This is a genomic window from Vreelandella vilamensis, assembly GCF_031451755.1.
Classification (GTDB): domain Bacteria; phylum Pseudomonadota; class Gammaproteobacteria; order Pseudomonadales; family Halomonadaceae; genus Vreelandella; species Vreelandella vilamensis.
On the sequence record NZ_JARWAN010000003.1, the window covers coordinates 1 to 16,372 of the forward strand.

The 16,372-nt window shown below is 54.4% G+C and carries 14 protein-coding genes and 2 pseudogenes; 8 read left to right on the top strand and 8 right to left on the bottom strand.

The genetic code is table 11. The annotated features are described in order from the left end of the window. Positions 1–193: 193 nt before the first annotated feature. The 5 genes and pseudogenes from QC823_RS02270 to QC823_RS16225 all read left to right on the top strand — a co-directional run. A pseudogene (locus QC823_RS02270) lies at positions 194–585 on the top strand (integrase core domain-containing protein); the annotation flags it as partial. Positions 586–849: 264 nt separating this feature from the next. Further along, positions 850–1,371: an arsenate reductase (azurin) small subunit gene (locus tag QC823_RS02275; protein WP_309654745.1), complete on the top strand. Its 522-nt coding sequence runs from the start codon at positions 850–852 to the stop codon at positions 1,369–1,371. 15 nt (positions 1,372–1,386) lie between these two features. Beyond that, entirely contained in the window at positions 1,387–3,864 is a 2,478-nt protein-coding gene (locus QC823_RS02280; RefSeq protein ID WP_309654746.1) for an arsenate reductase (azurin) large subunit, read from the top strand. A 497-nt stretch (positions 3,865–4,361) separates the two neighbouring features. Beyond that, complete coding sequence (locus QC823_RS02285; protein ID WP_309654747.1) at positions 4,362–4,946, top strand: exopolysaccharide biosynthesis protein; 585 nt, start codon at positions 4,362–4,364, stop codon at positions 4,944–4,946. A gap of 480 nt (positions 4,947–5,426) precedes the next feature. Next, a pseudogene (locus QC823_RS16225) lies at positions 5,427–5,765 on the top strand (DUF2062 domain-containing protein); the annotation flags it as partial. Positions 5,766–5,806: 41 nt separating this feature from the next. Here QC823_RS16225 and QC823_RS02290 read toward each other — a convergent pair. The 6 genes from QC823_RS02290 to QC823_RS02315 form a co-directional block, all read right to left on the bottom strand. After that, complete coding sequence (locus QC823_RS02290; RefSeq protein ID WP_309654748.1) at positions 5,807–6,619, bottom strand: M48 family metallopeptidase; 813 nt, start codon at positions 6,617–6,619, stop codon at positions 5,807–5,809. A 53-nt stretch (positions 6,620–6,672) separates the two neighbouring features. Continuing rightward, positions 6,673–7,650, bottom strand: coding sequence for a calcium/sodium antiporter (locus QC823_RS02295; RefSeq protein ID WP_309654749.1), 978 nt, complete (start codon positions 7,648–7,650; stop codon positions 6,673–6,675). A gap of 188 nt (positions 7,651–7,838) precedes the next feature. Beyond that, positions 7,839–8,876, bottom strand: coding sequence for a hypothetical protein (locus QC823_RS02300; RefSeq protein ID WP_309654750.1), 1,038 nt, complete (start codon positions 8,874–8,876; stop codon positions 7,839–7,841). Positions 8,877–9,082: 206 nt separating this feature from the next. Then, positions 9,083–10,117, bottom strand: a complete 1,035-nt coding sequence (locus QC823_RS02305) for a sodium:calcium antiporter (protein ID WP_309654751.1) — start codon at positions 10,115–10,117, stop codon at positions 9,083–9,085. A 160-nt stretch (positions 10,118–10,277) separates the two neighbouring features. Continuing rightward, entirely contained in the window at positions 10,278–12,215 is a 1,938-nt protein-coding gene (locus QC823_RS02310) for an alkaline phosphatase D family protein (RefSeq protein ID WP_309654752.1), read from the bottom strand. Next, on the bottom strand, positions 12,212–12,376 hold the full coding sequence (locus tag QC823_RS02315; RefSeq protein ID WP_309654753.1) for a hypothetical protein: 165 nt from the start codon (positions 12,374–12,376) through the stop codon (positions 12,212–12,214). Before QC823_RS02315 ends, QC823_RS02310 begins: the two co-directional genes overlap by 4 nt. A 248-nt stretch (positions 12,377–12,624) precedes the next feature. On the opposite strand from QC823_RS02315, the gene QC823_RS02320 reads away from it, so the two are divergent. Then, positions 12,625–13,812, top strand: a complete 1,188-nt coding sequence (locus QC823_RS02320; protein ID WP_309654754.1) for a DMT family transporter — start codon at positions 12,625–12,627, stop codon at positions 13,810–13,812. Positions 13,813–13,913: 101 nt separating this feature from the next. Then, complete coding sequence (locus QC823_RS02325; protein WP_309654755.1) at positions 13,914–14,489, top strand: glutathione peroxidase; 576 nt, start codon at positions 13,914–13,916, stop codon at positions 14,487–14,489. A 374-nt stretch (positions 14,490–14,863) separates the two neighbouring features. Here QC823_RS02325 and QC823_RS02330 read toward each other — a convergent pair whose 3' ends face one another. Both QC823_RS02330 and QC823_RS02335 read right to left on the bottom strand, forming a co-directional pair. Further along, a complete protein-coding gene (locus QC823_RS02330; RefSeq protein ID WP_309654756.1) occupies positions 14,864–15,241 on the bottom strand; it encodes a hypothetical protein in 378 nt (125 codons plus the stop codon). A gap of 16 nt (positions 15,242–15,257) precedes the next feature. After that, a complete protein-coding gene (locus tag QC823_RS02335) occupies positions 15,258–15,725 on the bottom strand; it encodes a hypothetical protein (RefSeq protein ID WP_309654757.1) in 468 nt (155 codons plus the stop codon). 327 nt (positions 15,726–16,052) lie between these two features. On the opposite strand from QC823_RS02335, the gene QC823_RS02340 reads away from it, so the two are divergent. Next, entirely contained in the window at positions 16,053–16,370 is a 318-nt protein-coding gene (locus QC823_RS02340; RefSeq protein WP_309654758.1) for a hypothetical protein, read from the top strand. Positions 16,371–16,372: the final 2 nt, after the last annotated feature.

Genomic DNA, 16,372 nt, shown 5'->3' on the forward strand with positions numbered 1-16,372 from the left:
GTGAGGCTCAATCGGTCACCGTCTTGCGCGACCCTCAATTTCACGGTGTGCTGCGCCCAGCGTAAGGCATTGTCGAGCAGGTTCCCCACGAACTCCTGAATGTCCTGTAGACGTGTACACGAAGTGGTGGCGCACGGCGTTATCGACGCGGTTCAGCTCGGCCTCCCAGGTGGGGCGCACCTGATACTCGCCAACCGATATGGTATTAGATGCGCTTGAGCAAGCACTTCATGAACGCCCTCAACGGCCTAAAGGTGACCTTATTCATTACAGCGATCGGGGGTGCAATATGTGTCGATTCGCTACACAGAGCGCTTGATAGATGCCGGCATTGAGGCTTCGGTTGGAAGCGTGGGCAATTCGTACGATAACGCAATGGCCGAAACAGTCATCGGGCTTTTCAAGACGGAAGTGATTCGCCGAAGCGGACCATGGCGGCACTTGGAATCGGTTGAATTTGCAACGCTGGAGTGGGTCGACTGGTTCAATCATCGGGGGCTATTGGAGTCAATTGGACACATACCACCGGCAGAACGAGAAGCCCTTTACTATGAGCAACAGAGTCAGGCTAATAAGGTGGCTTGACTCGAATTAACGGGTCTCCGAGAAAGCCGGAACGGTTCAAGGGATCAGATGAGTGGTTTATGAAAAATCTGAGCTAGGTCCAACCCAAGGCAAACCTACACTTTTAGTCGGTATTTGTTGTCTATTCCGTCATTCGCCCTTGCAGGACTACAGGCCCAACACTAGTCTATTTTTAGATATTGATATCCATATCTTCACATTTATACATCATGCATCTGCCGCCCCGCCATCGGCTTTATGACAACAACATTGGAGTGCCAGACGATGACACGACTGAGTCGCCGCAACTTTCTCAAACTGACCGGCAGCGGTGCTGCTGTCGGTACCTTATCGCTATCCCCTATGGCCAGAGCTCAACAGAGCCAGAACGGTGCCACCGCTGGCAGCACCACCCTTCCTTATCCCAGAGAGGCAGTCGCCAAGCTTGGGGACGTCGCCGTCAACGAGCCCGTCTATTTCAACTATCCCGATAGCCGCTCACCCTGCATCATGATTCGCAAAGGGCGTGAAGTGAAAGGCGGCGTAGGCCCAGATAAGGATGTGGTCGCCTACAGTACCCAATGCACGCACATGGGCTGCCCGGTCGGCTATGACAAGGAGGAAGAGACCTTCAAGTGCCCTTGTCACTACAGCATCTTTGATCCCGACAATGCTGGCCAGATGGTGATCGGCCACGCCACCGAAAGTCTCCCTCAGATTATTCTGGAGTATGACGAAGCCGAAGATGCCTTACTTGCTGTATCGGTCGATGGCCTTATTTATGGCCGCCAAGCCAATATCATCTGAACCGGGAGAATAACAATGACGCAATTCAAAGACCGTATCCCCCTCCCCCCGGCGGATGCCCAAAAAACCAATATGGCCTGCCACTTCTGTATTGTTGGCTGTGGTTATCACGTCTACAAGTGGCCCGCCAACCGTGAAGGCGGCCGAGCTGCCGACCAGAATGCGCTGAAAATGGATTTCACTCGCCAGCTTCCTGCCATGCAACTCACTATGACGCCGGCCATGGTCAATCGGATCAAAGATCATGATGGCAGTGAACACAACATCATGATCCTTCCCGACAAGAACTGCACCGTGAACCAAGGCCTCTCCTCGACACGAGGCGGCCAGATGGCAAGCGTGATGTATTCGGAAGAAACGCCGATCGGCGAGCGACGCCTCAAGTATCCACTGCTGTATAGCGGGGATGACTGGGCGGAAACCAACTGGGAACAGGCCATGGCCCTGTATGCAGGCCTGACCCAGCGTATCCTGGACAACGACGGCGCCGACCAGCTGATCTTCAACCTCTTCGATCACGGTGGTGCCGGTGGCGGCTTCGAGAACACCTGGGCCACAGGCAAGCTGATCTTCAACGGCCTGCAGACAAAAATGGTGCGGATGCACAACCGCCCCGCCTACAATTCGGAGTGTCATGCGACTCGTGACATGGGCATCGGCGAGCTGAACAACAGCTACGAGGATGCAGAAATCGCCGATGTGATCTTTTCCATCGGCGGCAACTCCTACGAAACCCAGTCAAACTGGTTCCTGGCCCACTGGGAGCCCAATCTCAACGGCTCCAACCGCAGCAAAAAGAACGAATGGTTTCCGGACGAAACCAACGACAAGGGACGCGTCATTCTGGTCGACCCTCGGCGCACCCCCACCGTGGCAATCTGTGAAACGGTCGCCGGCAAGGAAAATGTGTTGCACCTGGCCCTTCATCCGGGAACAGACACTGCCCTGTTCAATGGACTGCTGACCTATGTGGCCGACCAGGGCTGGCACGATCAGGCCTTTATCGACGCACACACCAGCGGCTTCGACGAGATGCTTGCCGCCAACCGGATGGAACTGGACGAGTGCAGTCGCATTACCGGCCTGCCCAGTGAGGACATCGTCAAGGCCGCCGAATGGGCCTACAAGCCCAAGGCCAGTGGTCATGCCCCACGCACCATGCATGCCTATGAGAAAGGCGTGATCTGGGGCAACGACAACTATCGGATTCAATCCGCCATCGTCAATCTCGTCGTCGCCACGCACAACGTCGGTCGCCGGGGCACCGGCGTCGTTCGCATGGGCGGCCATCAGGAAGGCTATACGCGCCCACCCTATCCCGGCGGTCGTCCGGCGCCCTATATCGATCAAGAGCTGATCAAGGGCAACGGCATGATGCTGACGGTCTGGGCCTGCAACGCCTTCCAGACCACCATCAACGCCGAGACCTATCGCCAGGTGATCAAGCGCCGTGCTGCGATCGTCAACCAGGCATTGGCCGAGGCGCGTGGCGCCACCACCGAGGAATTGATCGACATCGTCTATGACGCCGTCAAGAACAAGGGCGGCCTGTTCATCGTCGATATAGACCTCTACCGGACCAAGTTCGCCGAATACTCTCATATGGTACTGCCCGCGACTCACCCTGGGGAAATGAACCTGACCTCCATGAACGGTGAGCGACGCTTACGGCTCTCCGAGCGCTTCATGGACCCTCCCGGTATCGCAAGGCCGGACTGGCTGATCGCCGCCAACATGGCCAATGCGCTGAAAGCACGCTACGAAGCCGCCGGTAACACGGAAATGGCAGAGCGTTTCGCCGGGTTCGACTGGACCACCGATGAGGATCCCTTCAACGACGGTTTCCGCATGGCCCACGAGAAGGAAATCGAAAGCCAAGGCGGGCCAACAGGGCACTTAGCGACATACGAGCGCCTGCGCAAGGCTGGCAACAACGGCGTCCAGCTGCCCATCAAGGAGTATCGCGACGGCGAGTTGATTGGCACGGCCATGCTTTATACTGACAACAACTTCGATACCGACGACGGCAAGGCGCACTTCCAGCCTTCACCCTGGAATGGCTTCCCTGACGTCATTGAACGTCAGAAAGAGCGCTTCGATTTCTGGATCAATAACGGCCGTACCAATCATATCTGGCAGTCTGCCTATCACGACCAGCACCTCGCCTTCCGCAAGGGTCGCTATCCCATGGCACCCATCGAGATTCACCCCCAAGATGCTGAAGCCTTAGGCATCGTCAACGGTGATATCGTCGAAGTCCATAACGATTACGGCGCCACCACGGCCATGGCCTACCTGGAGCCGGACCTGAAGCGGGGTCAGGCGTTCATGATGTTCGGCTATCCCAACGGCGTGCAGGGCGACGTCGTCAGTGAGTGGACTGACCGTAATCATATTCCTTACTACAAGGGCTCCTGGGCCAACATCCGGCGTATCGGCGCCAACCCGGCCTACCTGCGGAACGTGTCGTTCAAGCGCCGGCGCTATTCCTAAAGCCAGCACACCTTAACCATTGAGTAATACCTAAGGGTGAGAGCGAAACCGCTCTCACCCTTTTTGTTGTGCGCCAGGCATGGCGCGCAGCGCCTTGACTGACGTTGTTCCTGCGGGTGGTGCTGGGGGTGAAAGTCCCCTGCACGCCCGGCAAGGGGAAGTGCGGGCCGACGGCAAGAAGGATGGCACCCTGGCGTTCGTCGGAGTACTTCATTGGAACCTCGTATCGCCTCTCTAGGTTTCAGAGTCTAACAGCCGTTGAGGCTCCAACTAGCTTGGCAGTGGGGGCGTCAAGGAGCGATCAAGTGACAGAAATTGATCGCGACTAAACCCCGCTTTCATTACCATTACCCCCTCGCTCCACCAGGAGCGGGGGGCGCGTTATTGGCCCGCCCCACCAAGTGAAGCCTTAGCATATTGACCCCATACTGGGCTTTCACAACACGCAACCACCAGAAACAATGCTTCAGGTGACTGACTTCTGCATGGAGATTGGATTGAAACAGCCACTGGAAAGCCTTGAACAACTGCTCGATACCATTAGCATCTTGACGCGCGACAACGAAAAAGTCTCGCTCGGCATGGTTGTTGAGTCGATTGGCAGTCGTTCTTTTGGGCCGCTGTTGATGCTTATTGGTATCACGCTTTTCTCACCGTTAAGCGGGATACCCGGCATGTCAGTTTTCATGGGATCGTTCATAATGCTGATAGCCGTACAGATGCTGCTCGGGCGAGAGCAGTTTTGGCTACCCCGTTATATTCTCAACCGCTCAATTGAGCACAGCAAGCTGCAGAAAGCGCTCAATTGGCTAAACAAGCCAGCAAGGGGCATAGACCGATTCCTCAAACCGAGGTTAACATTTCTCGTAAACAACGGCGGTAGCTACGGTATAGCTTCGCTCTGTGTGGTGATTGGACTATTCATGCCATTTATGGAGCTGTTGCCATTTTCCTCCTCGACCGCTGGCCTCGCTCTATTACTGTTAGGACTTGCACTGGTGGTGCATGATGGATTGTTGGTGCTGCTTGCCATATCGATATTCACCACGACGTCCACACTGATCCTTGTCAACATACTGTGACTCTCCCCACCTGAGTGATGAGATGTAAAATGGTCAATACTGTAAAACTCGCATTCACGAGGGCGCTGACCAGCTTTTTCGGCTGCAACACTCAGGTGAACCGTGATGTATTGAGCGTGCCACGACAATGGCGGTGACCGTAAACACCGACTCAGGCACCGGGCCAAGCTCCAACCGTGCCGGGTTGAAAATCACCGAAGATCAGAATCAGCAATGGAAACACGTTAGCATTTTGGCGGAGCTTTTATGTTTCAACACTGGCTGTTTTTAAACCGTTTATGTAATAAAGCGCCCTCCCTTGAAATGGATCATCAAGGAGAGCAGCGTGCTTAACAGGTTACGCTATTCAATTAAATTAAGAACGCGACGTTGGTTAAGAGCAAACCCGAAATGGCTTACAACGCTGAGACACTATCGCTGCTTCAGTACAGACCCAGAAGCCATTAGCCGTGGCGTTTCCATTGGCATTTTTTTGGGCTAACACCCACGGTTGGTTTTCAGACGCTTATGCTTCTACCATGTTGCTTAATACTCAGAGGCAATTTTCCTATGGCTTACATGGCAACCTGGGTTAGCAATCCACTAACATTAGTCCCTTTATATTGGCTATTTGAAAATATCGGCAGCCTTTTCATCTCGGGTTCTATCCTTTCACCCGATACAGCAATCGCATGGCCCACACTTCATTTCGTAACATCAGGAACATTAAAAATGTTGCTGGGTAGTTTGTTCATTGCAATCCCCATGTCGATTCTCTCTTATATTGTGGCTCACCGGTTGGTAAGATTGAATCTCATTCAGAATAAACATACTCATTGATTCTTAGATGCAAGAGGCCCGGTGATAGATTACTCGGCCCCTTACGACTCGGAGCAGTCTGCAGGCGAGGCCTTCTGGTAGGTTGCCAAAGCGTCCTCCATGGACGCTTGGAGCAGATTGATACGCGATTCATGGGCCGGGTGAGTCGAGAGAAACTCTGGAGGCTGATCTCCACCAGCAGCGGCCATGTTGCGCCACAACACCACGCTCTGCTGTGGATCAAATCCCGCACGGGCCATAATCGCTAGCCCCATCAGGTCGGCCTCTTCTTCATGGGTGCGGCTGAATGGCAGACTAATGCCGATCTGGGCACCGATGCCTAAAGCCTGCATCAACTGCTGATGTACCAGCTCACCCTCCCCCAGTAACCCCACGACCAACAGCCCGGCCTTGATGCCGAGTTGTTGGGTAAGTCGCTCATTACCATGGTCAGCCAGCACATGGCCTACCTCGTGTCCAATAACCGCCGCTAGTTGCGCGGGTGTCTCGGCCACCCGCAGTAAACCGTTATGTACACCGATCCGCCCACCGGGGAGAGCGAAGGCGTTGGGAGAAGCATCCTCAAAGACGGCAACTTCCCAGTGCTCAGGGAAAGCGAGCCCTGGGTAGCTTGCCTCAGCGCCAGCCACCACTTTCTCAGTCACACATTGCACCAGTTGATTAACCCGCGCATCGCGTGACACCGGCTGGCGATTGAGCAACTGGTCGAAGGCGTCCTCACCCATCTGTGCCATCAGGTTTTCGGGCACTAATGCCAACTGGGAACGCCCTGTCGGTGTCTCCTCACAGCCAGCCAGCAACAACAGGGGCAGGACGAACAACAAGCGTATTAGGTATCGTCGTCGTAGAAACATTGCATCGACCTTTTCGTCAGATATCAAGCGGATCTGCGACCAGCCTGGTTCGATCAAGCCGCCAGCACGGTAGTGACGAGCCAACCGTTGTAGGCCACCAACCCAACCAGTAATACGCTGGCCTCAATGCGATTGATGCGACCCTGACGGCCGCGAAAGCCGTAGCCCATGACGAATAGCGCCACGATCATGGCCATCATCACCGGCCAGTCTCGCAACATGATGTCCGATGAAAGCGCTTCCATCGGCGCTATGACACCGGCGATGCCTACTACCGCTAGCAAATTGAACATGCAGGAACCCACGACGTTTCCGATGGCGATGTCGTGTTCACCCTTACGTACCGCGGCAATCGATGATGCCATTTCGGGCAGAGAGGTACCGAGGGCCACGATGGTAAGCCCTATGATAAGGTCACTTACGCCCAGGGCACTCGCCACGGAAACAGCGCCCCAGACCAGCATCCGCGAACTCACCAGCAGCAGTACCAGGCCAACGACGAGCCAGAAGATGGCCCGTCCCGGTGTCATGGCATGTGAGGCGAGCTCTTGCTCTGTCTCCGCGGCCAGCGGATCATCCTTGCCCCGCAGCGCCGTCCAGATCGTCCAGCCCATCAAGCCGAAGAAGCCCGCCAGTAGAAGCAGCGACTCGAGTCGACTAAGCACGCCATTCCAGAACAGCATGCCGGCTAACAAGCCAAACAGGAAAAGTAGCGGAAGTTCACGGCGGATGATAGTCGAATGTACCACTATCGGAACGATCAGTGCCGACACCCCGATAATCAAGCCAACGTTATAGATATTGGATCCCAATGCGTTGCCGAGTGCTAGATCCGGGTTGCCATCCAAGGCCGCCATTATAGAGACAAGAATTTCCGGTGCCGAGGTCCCGAAGCCAACGATCACCATACCAATTACCAGTGACGGCAGTCCGAGGTGCACGGCCACCGCCGCAGCTCCGTCAATGAAGCGGTCGGCACTCCACAAGAGCAAGACAAACCCTAGGATAATGGCGAGAATGGGTAAGAACACTGCGTTTCCTCAATGGTTAAAAATGGTGCTATTAATGGTATTGGCCTTTCAGATGCAAACGTCTTTGCCGTGGTCGTAATCAGAGCATCGAAAAGGATGAATCAGCGTTGCTGCCAGCGCAAAACGCTGAGTCGGTGACACAACCTTCCTTTCGCAAAAGCGATAACTTCGTGGCTTACGAAACGATGTCAGGAAACGCGAAGCATTGTATAAGGTGCCTCGCAAGCATGTCGCTCCTCGCGCTCATCGATGCTACCAAGCCCCAGATGTCGGTCGTTGTCGTAGGCTACAAACAGGCGTTCATGGTCAAGTACGGCGAGGCCCTCGGCCTTGTGTTCGAACTCAATCGCATCGCCCTCGGGTGAGGTAACTAAAGTGGGGCCTCTTCCAGCCCGCAGGTCTTCAAGAGTGATCACCCACAGATAACCACCGATACGGGGGACGCTCTCTTGCTCGGTTTCGAAGCTGGTCACCAAGTAAAGTCGACCATGATAGGGATCATATTCCAGACTCGAGAGGCCACATTCGAAGCGCACGCTCTCATGATGGCTTGGATCGAACGTGTAGATATCACGAATCTCATCGACCAACACTAGGTTGCCCTGGTCACTAATTTCGTAGTGAGCCCCCACCAGCCGGCTGACATATTCGAAATCATCATGAGCCTGCCCCTGTTCACGAATCCCGAATAACAACAGGCCATCACCGCGTTCACCAGGAATTGTCGCAAGGCCCTCAATCTTGAAATAGGGAAAACCAATGGCGTGTTTAAGTTTGTTACGCAGCTCCAAAGAACCCTCAACGCCGTCCCGGGGATCGGGATCAACGACCTTCACCTTGTCGGGCTCTCCCAGCGGCCAGATCAACAAGTGATTGTAGGCGTTGAGCTCGTGGCTGGCAGCGTCGATACGATCAAAGCCCGTGGTGGCCAGTATATAACGTGCATCTGTGGTGAGAGCGAAGTCCTCATACTTGATAGCTTGCTTGATCAACGGCGTCGTGAAGTATTCCAAGGAGCTGTCATCGGGACCCTGTGACGTCATAGATAGAGCAAAAACCGCCGAACGTTCTTCGCCGGGGATTGGCTTGTCACTGGCCAAAATAAGCCGTTTGCCATCATAGAGCACGGCGGATACTTCCGCATTGGCCAGCTTGCCTTCCTCATCACGCAGGCCAGCAGGAAAGCAGTGGATGGTGCCCTCATAAAGAATGGTTGCATGGATCATGGATGATTCACTCCTTTTGTTGGAGCCGGCAATGCACAGTGATTCGTGCTCTTAACGGCTGAGATTAATAATGTAAAATAATGACAAGATCTTGCGCAGCTTTGACATCGTTTTCAGCGGCAATGGAGTAGACATCGACATTACCGCTTGAACTAAACATTATGTCATGGCTGCAATTGGTGTTTGCCGGTGCAATGCTTTCAACATCAAGTGGCAGGTGGCAAGCTTAGTACCCAGTCAAGTACCCCGAACGTCTCTGCGCCAATCCAGGCAAGAAAAACCACATAGATCACCAGCAAAGCAACACACTCCCGACGAGATAGAATCATTCGCGTACGCATCATCAAAAATAGCACCACCGTGGCGGCGGTGAGCGCTGCCATCATGGGGGCCGCAATGGAAAAGTTAATAGCGGCGGTGCCCGCTATTAAGACCCCGGCAGGAATGCACACCAGCAAATCGAAGGTGTTGCTGCCGAGTACGTTGGCAATACTCGTGATGCCTCGCCCATGGCGTGCAGCGCGAATCGACACGAAGGCATCCGGAATTGAGGTGCCTGCTGCCACCACCGTTATTCCCCAAAGAAAGCTCGGAGTGTCAAAAATATCGCCGAAATTGATGGCGGCCCGCACCAGTCCCTCCACGCCGATCACGATCACTACCAACGAAAGTGCCAATAGTCCCCACTCCCGAGCAAGATGGATATCGCGAGCGTCCTCATCGCCCTCGTGGTCAAGAGTATCTTGATATTGAACAAACAGGTAGAGACCGTAGAGAGCCACGGGAAGCAGTGCCAGAGGACGTGTTAACTCGCCGCGGATGGCACCGTCGGTGCTGGGCAGTGGCTGGTAAATAATCGCGAAAGAAAAGGTCAAAGTTAGCACCACCACCGCGATCATGTAGAACTGCGCTTCTTTATAGACCAGGTCACGGTTGGTCTGAAGCGGCTCGCGGCTAACCAATCCTGATAGAGCGGGAATTACCAATATGTTAAATAACGCTGAACCGACAATCGCGGCTACGCCGAGTTCGAACTCACCATGTACCAGGGTTGAGATCACCGTGGTCGAGAGCTCGGGAAAACTCGAACCAACTGCGACCACAACCGCACCTTGAACGATGTCGGGCAGCCGATAATAGCTCGCCAGCCGCTCACTGGCGCGCTCTAATAAGCCGCTACCGCGCCACACGATCGCGGTAGCCACCACCGCCACCAGCGTCCAGATCAGCACATCAGGCATGGATCTTCGTTTTCAATAGAATCGGCGAGACGCGCAGCTTGGCCACGAAGTTATTCTTTGGATATCCTTTCTCTACGTCTCGTTCAGGTTTGGTGCTCATAGATCTCTTCATTTTGCATAGACAGATGATGCTCCTACTGAATAGAGGAAAATTAGTGGCTCATGTTTTCGGTTTACCCTCGGGAAAGACCACATCGAAGCCTCGCGCATCGAGTTGACGAATATCGTTGGGGCACCCCTCGTCATCAAGTTCCACCAGCCCGATGCCACTGCCGTTCCAGAGCCGTTCGCCGGACTTAGCCCGGTCTGGGTCCCGTGGCGTAATTTCCATGCGTCGGCGTTTGGTGAGCCAGTTGAGCGGTGAACGAGGCGCATAGAGCCAGCGGTTGGCGCGGTCAAACCAGTCGAGCAAGGTGTCGGGAAAGGCATTTTTGACCCCGCTGGAGGTGACCTGCCAGAGCTTGGGGCCCTCATGACGATGGCGAATGCAGATGTCATATGCGAAGGAATAGTGCACGTCGCCCGAAAGAATGACGTAGTGCCCGGGCGTGCGGGAATGGCGGAAGATGTTGAGCATAACGCTCGCTGCCCCGCGGTGGGCCATCCAGTTCTCTGCGTCCACCATCAGTGGCTTGCCAGCCAAGGTGAAGAGTTTCTGGATCACTTCGATAAGCTTGACGCCGAACATCGGTGCCGGCGAGACGATCACCACGGAGGGTGCATCGAGAATCTGCTGCTGCAATTCTGAGAGGGCCTCCCAGTCCATCAGACCGGACGGCCACTTCGGATTGCGTTCGCTCCGCCAGCGCCGGGTGCGAGTATCCAGCATGATCAGCCTCGGCGTCCCGTCGACCTGCACCTCCCAGCCCTGGAAACGCAGCAACTGCTCAATCACGGCATCATGATTTTCTTCGTGCAGCCAGCCATCCCGGGCAGCCGCAGCTTCCAGCAATTCGGCGACAGCATCCAGCGGCTCAGCCAACCGGTTCGGATCATTGCCCCAGCCTTGGCAAAGCAGATAGGCTAACAGAGCGTTACCGATGATCCGCCGCGAGAAGGGATGGCCATAGGCCGTGCGCTCCCAATCGGCGGAGAGGTTCCAGTCATCGGTGATGTCGTGATCATCGAACATCATCAGCGAGGGCACGTGAGCCAGCAGACGAGCCCCGGCAGGAAGTCCCTGGACAAAGCGATCGATGATCGCCTGTTCTCGCTGGAACAGCATCGCCTTTTCCTCGTTCAGTGCCGGTTGGGCTACCTCGACCAATCGCCAGGGCACCGGTGACCAAACGAGCAAGTACATGGCAATGACCTCGGCGAAGGTCATCAAGTGATTATGGGCGTTGGCCGAGGTGAAGACCGGTTTGCGAACGCCACCGAAGAAGCGCTCACGCAGGTCGGCACTGCTCTTGACGTCCGGCAGCAGCGTCTCGCGGTGGTAATAAGTCGCCTTACTTAAGTAGAGTCCCTGGCTGTCGGTGACAGTGGCACCTTTCAGCGTCTCGTCGAAGAGACCCAGGCGATGGATCAGCGAGTGAATAGCAACCAGCATGGGGCCTGACACGTCGTCGGCATAAACCTGATCGCCAGTCATCAGCAGCCAGGCGGGCCAGGCTTCGGGCGTGTCTCGGCGCTCGGCCAGCCAATCATCGGCACGCACCAAACCGTCCGGACCGTCGTAGTGGGGGCGGCGGCAGGAGCCATGGAGTAGACGGCGATGATCGTCGGTGAGCACGAAGCAAGGATACTTCGCGCCCTCGTGCAGCAGGTGCGGCGCCCAGTCCTCAATGCCACTGTCGCCCTGATCGGTCGCAAGCGTCAGGTCGTAGTCGATGAGCACATTACTGGGCAAAGGGGTCTTGAGGGGCACGTCGATCAGGTGAAGCCAAGCATGGCGGCCCAGCGGCAAGCGCCTTACTTGCTTATCGTTCAAGCGCAACCGACGCGACGGATGTCCGCTCGGATGGAGCATCAGGCTGATATCAAGAGGCCGCGAACCTACCAACCAGAACACCATGCGATGCGGGGAAATACGCCTAAGCAATGGACCCGCGAGAACGTCTGGTAACGGTCCGTCTGGGTTGGCATCAAGCGTCATATAGCCCCCATGAAAATTTGGTCAGAAGGCCACGAGGCCACCCAGCTGGGCAAGCCCAAAGAGTCGAACTGCACAATCATGTCGGGCAGCAGTTTCTGATCGACCGTTATACCTCGCCACCCACCCTGGGCATGATCGTATTCCACCATCAACTCCTTCATTAGCGGCGCCTCGTACCGTTGATATTTACGCCCTCCATTCCGATGAGGACACCGCTCGCGGCTTTGAATTTCAAAATCTACTCATTGACCCTGTGGGCCGAGCATTCAACTTCATAGGTGAGAAGACCATCGTCACGTTCCAATTGCCTCTCCAATACTTGTCTCTTATAACGCACCTCAAGCCGATCGAAAATCACTTACAAAACGACGACATAGTTATACCGTACCGCCTCGCGGAGTTTTCGCCAATGCTGGTCGGCATGGAGCAGCCCCCAGCCTCACGGCCAGCAGCGGAGCTGATCGCCTCGGTTGGCGAGCAATGTGTAGTAAAAAAGAAGTCATGCCATAGAGGATGCCAGTTCGATGATGAACCGAGCATAAATGGAATCGTCAGCTTTGGGCAAGATTCTTCCAGGCAACGTGGCTTTGTCGATGATATTTCTATCCGCAAGAAAGACCGACATTCGGTGGGCGGGATTACTGGTTGGCAAGAAACGGATGCACTAAACTCGGCGCTTTCTTCGAAACGACTGACGGAAATGCTATTGCCAAACCTACCCACACGCACACCACTGGATTGGGCGCTGTTACTGTATCTGTCGCTGGCCTGGGGGCTGGCGTTCATGCTGATCGCGCTAGCGCTGCCGTCGTTTCCGCCGCTAACGTTGGTGGCAGTGCGGCTAAGTCTCGGAGCATTGACTCTGTATATCATCATGCGCGCCGCAGGCTTGCGGCTACCGATTAATAAAGGCTGGTGGCAGCGCTTCGCTACCTTGGCACTGCTTGGCAATGTGGTGCCGTTTTCGCTGATTTCCTGGGGCGAGCTGTACGTCTCCAGTAGCCTGGCTGGCATTCTGATGGCCTTGATGCCAATCAACGTGATGATCCTGGCGCATTTCTTTATTGCCAACGAGCCGATATCGGTGCGCAAGGCTACGGGATTTATACTTGGCTTTCTCGGTGTACTAATACTGGTAGGTAGCGAGGCACTGTCCAATCTCGGGGGTGATACCTTCTGGGCCCAGTTGGCGATTATCGCAGCCACGATCTGCTATTCGGTCAATAGTATCTACACCAAACGACTACCGAAGCTATCGGTGCTGGTGGCAGGCACTGGTACGCTTGTTGCCGGAAGCCTGATGCTGTGGCCGGTGGCGTTGATGGTGGATCGCCCCTGGACACTGGAGATCAATTGGCTCCCACTAGGTGCCGTGGTGATACTCGGGGTTTTCTCATCAGGGCTGGCCAATTGGGTCTACTTTACCATCGTGCTGCGTCAGGGTCCGAGCTTTCTTTCCATGATCAACTACATCATACCGGTGATTGCATTTGCCGCTGGCGTCACCTTTCTGGGCGAAGCCGCCACCGCTGACCGTTATGTTGCCCTGGTGATGATTCTGCTGGGCATTGCCATCAGCCAACGCCGACTGGCCTGATACCGCATTATTCTTGTACAAATAGTGGCTTTTTCTTGTGTATTGTATAAGTATTGGGCTTAGTAGTTTTCTAAAGCGTTTGTCGAGAGAGAGGTTGTCCCATGAAATTACTTTCGGGTTGTCAGGCAAGCCAAGGTAAGATAATTCAATCGTTTTCAGCTGTATTCGGGGTGGCATTGATGCTGCTTTTTATAGGCAGCAGCGCCCAGGCCGCGGACTGGCAAGCGCATGAGATGCGGCGGTTGCATTCCAGTGACACCGTCAATCTTGAAACCCTGATTGATAACCGTCCTGTACTAATGATTAATACCGCCAGCCGCTGTGGTTTCACCGGCCAGTTTGAAGGGCTGGAAGCGCTTCACCAGCGCTACGGCGCGCAAGGATTAGCCCTCGTTGGGTTTTCATCCAATGATTTTAATCAGGAAATTGATGAAGAAGGTGCTGCGGATGTCTGTTTCGTCAACTTTGGCGTGACCTTTGATATGTTGGCGCCCATACATGTGCGTGGCGAGAACGCGCATCCGGTGTTTGCCGAACTGGCGCGTCAGTCTGAAGCCCCGCGCTGGAATTTCACCAAGTATCTGGTCTCCGCCGATGGCGAGGTAGTGGCGCACTTTCCCTCCAATGTACGCCCGGAATCACGCGAAATACGCCAAGCGATAGAAAGCTTGCTATAACGCGGTGACAGAAAGGTAAGCATTGAATCAGGCCTTACGCCAATACCTGAAAGAGCATGATATTCACGAACTGAATTAAGCAGGGAACCAGGGAAGATTAGAGCATGACCATGTTAACTGCATCGTGCCCAACCAACAGAACCGTAGGGCGACTAATCCCCTTAAAAGCATTGTTTAGGCCAAGAGTTCACCTGAGTGGGCTCTTGGCTGTCAGACGCCCAGGCTGCTACCGAGCGGGAGACGAGGCCTTCACGGGTCGGCATTCCTTGCCATGACACTGGTGGTTGCTTTTGGCCAAGTTGTCGTGTCATGAGTCTGCCATAACACGAAAATAATAGCGCAAAAAAAGATTTACACTTTTGCGCAAGCAGGGGTCAGTCCGCTTGGCTATCGTGGTTGTTCAAAAGTACAGCTATCAGATCCGCGTAAGCCTGTTCAGACTTTTTTGCTTCCTTGTTTGCACCTTCAATAGCCCGATCAATGTCATTGTTCGCTTTTATCAGCTCTCTCTGGATTGTCTTTTCAATGTAAAGATGCCCCGAGTAATCGCCTTCCGGCAAGGCCTTGAGTGCTTCTCTCACTTCGTGGCGAAGACGCTCTGCCAATTTACGAGCCTGTTCTTCATCAAGGCGTTTCTTCCGAACCTTGTATACCGCTGATGCAAGCTTCTGGGCGGCTATCAGAATATCACTGGAATGCGCCATCGCTTGCGGCAAGCTGATAACGGCGTTGCTAGATGCATTGGTACGCATATATTTCCCCGTTTGCTTAAATCGCTCGGTTTGACGGAGTAATAATGCTCAGCAATTCCTTGTAAGCGCCCTGTGATTTTTCCGTTTCCTCATCAGCGCTTTCCACTGCCTTGTCGAGTTTTTTCAATGCTTTCAGTACATCCTTCTGGACATCTTCAAAACGGCGCATCTCCGGTGCCACCCGTTTTTCCAGGCGGGCCTCAAAGGCGTCATTGGCATCTTTTTGAAGCGCCCTTGCGGCCTTCTCAGCTTCATCTTCTTCAACACGGTTTTTTTCAAGCTTTTTTGCTGCCGAGGCCAGGGTTTTGGCCGCTTCCAGGATATCGTCCACTCGCGGGGTGATCTCTTCCAGGGACAATACGCGATACCCGTGATCGTCAACGGACGCCGAGTGACTGCCAGTGCCATCAACAGTGGCTTTAGATTCAATATGACTTTTTACGCTGGCATCAAGGCCAACGTCATGTTCATGCAAATCATTCATCAGAGTTTGCTCTCCCGTGTACATAAAGGGTTCTTACGGGCGTGTCTGACATCGCCCATTGTATATTAATCCTGCAATCAAACAGGTGGGTCAAAATACCTTCTGTTTCACGGCTATAGGCAGCCGTAGGATATATAAATGATTATCGTGTTAATATACCAGTTCGTAATATATGAAGTTTTTCGTTGGCATGAAGTCGCCGTCCTGTTCCAAGGGAGCGTTGATGATTAAGGTGGGATCCCACGTTCTCGTGGATCGCTCTCTGGAATCTGTCCATGGCGACATCATCATCGTCTGCCTGAAGTTTGAAAGTCAGGGAGGATATTCATGGCAGCCCACGCAGACATTTCCTTCGTTACGGTACGACGCCGATTTGATTTTCGTAGCATCGAAGTTGGACGCTGGGTAACGTCGGCTGAGCGCGATCGTGCCGCCGGTCGTTTTCTTCACGCACTGGAAGATTTAATGACGGTACTTCAGGGCCCAGAACACCTGGTGTCACTTCGTGGCACGCTGGGACTGCAATATGGCATCGGAGGCCGGCCGGGCGTGTCCGCGCATTATTTACCTGCAAGCCGGCAGTTAGCTCTGGCTAAAAATGCCGGTGCCGGAAGCCTGGCCCATGAAGTGGTCCCACGCGTTTGATC

Coding starts and splice junctions, on each gene's coding strand:
- QC823_RS02275 (WP_309654745.1), top strand. CDS start 850: ATGACACGACTGAGTCGCCGCAACTTTCTCAAACTGACCGGCAGCGGT.
- QC823_RS02280 (WP_309654746.1), top strand. CDS start 1,387: ATGACGCAATTCAAAGACCGTATCCCCCTCCCCCCGGCGGATGCCCAA.
- QC823_RS02290 (WP_309654748.1), bottom strand. CDS start 6,619: ATGTTTCTACGACGACGATACCTAATACGCTTGTTGTTCGTCCTGCCC.
- QC823_RS02300 (WP_309654750.1), bottom strand. CDS start 8,876: ATGATCCATGCAACCATTCTTTATGAGGGCACCATCCACTGCTTTCCT.
- QC823_RS02305 (WP_309654751.1), bottom strand. CDS start 10,117: ATGCCTGATGTGCTGATCTGGACGCTGGTGGCGGTGGTGGCTACCGCG.
- QC823_RS02310 (WP_309654752.1), bottom strand. CDS start 12,215: ATGACGCTTGATGCCAACCCAGACGGACCGTTACCAGACGTTCTCGCG.
- QC823_RS02315 (WP_309654753.1), bottom strand. CDS start 12,376: ATGAAGGAGTTGATGGTGGAATACGATCATGCCCAGGGTGGGTGGCGA.
- QC823_RS02320 (WP_309654754.1), top strand. CDS start 12,625: ATGCTGGTCGGCATGGAGCAGCCCCCAGCCTCACGGCCAGCAGCGGAG.
- QC823_RS02325 (WP_309654755.1), top strand. CDS start 13,914: ATGAAATTACTTTCGGGTTGTCAGGCAAGCCAAGGTAAGATAATTCAA.
- QC823_RS02330 (WP_309654756.1), bottom strand. CDS start 15,241: ATGCGTACCAATGCATCTAGCAACGCCGTTATCAGCTTGCCGCAAGCG.
- QC823_RS02335 (WP_309654757.1), bottom strand. CDS start 15,725: ATGAATGATTTGCATGAACATGACGTTGGCCTTGATGCCAGCGTAAAA.
- QC823_RS02340 (WP_309654758.1), top strand. CDS start 16,053: ATGGCAGCCCACGCAGACATTTCCTTCGTTACGGTACGACGCCGATTT.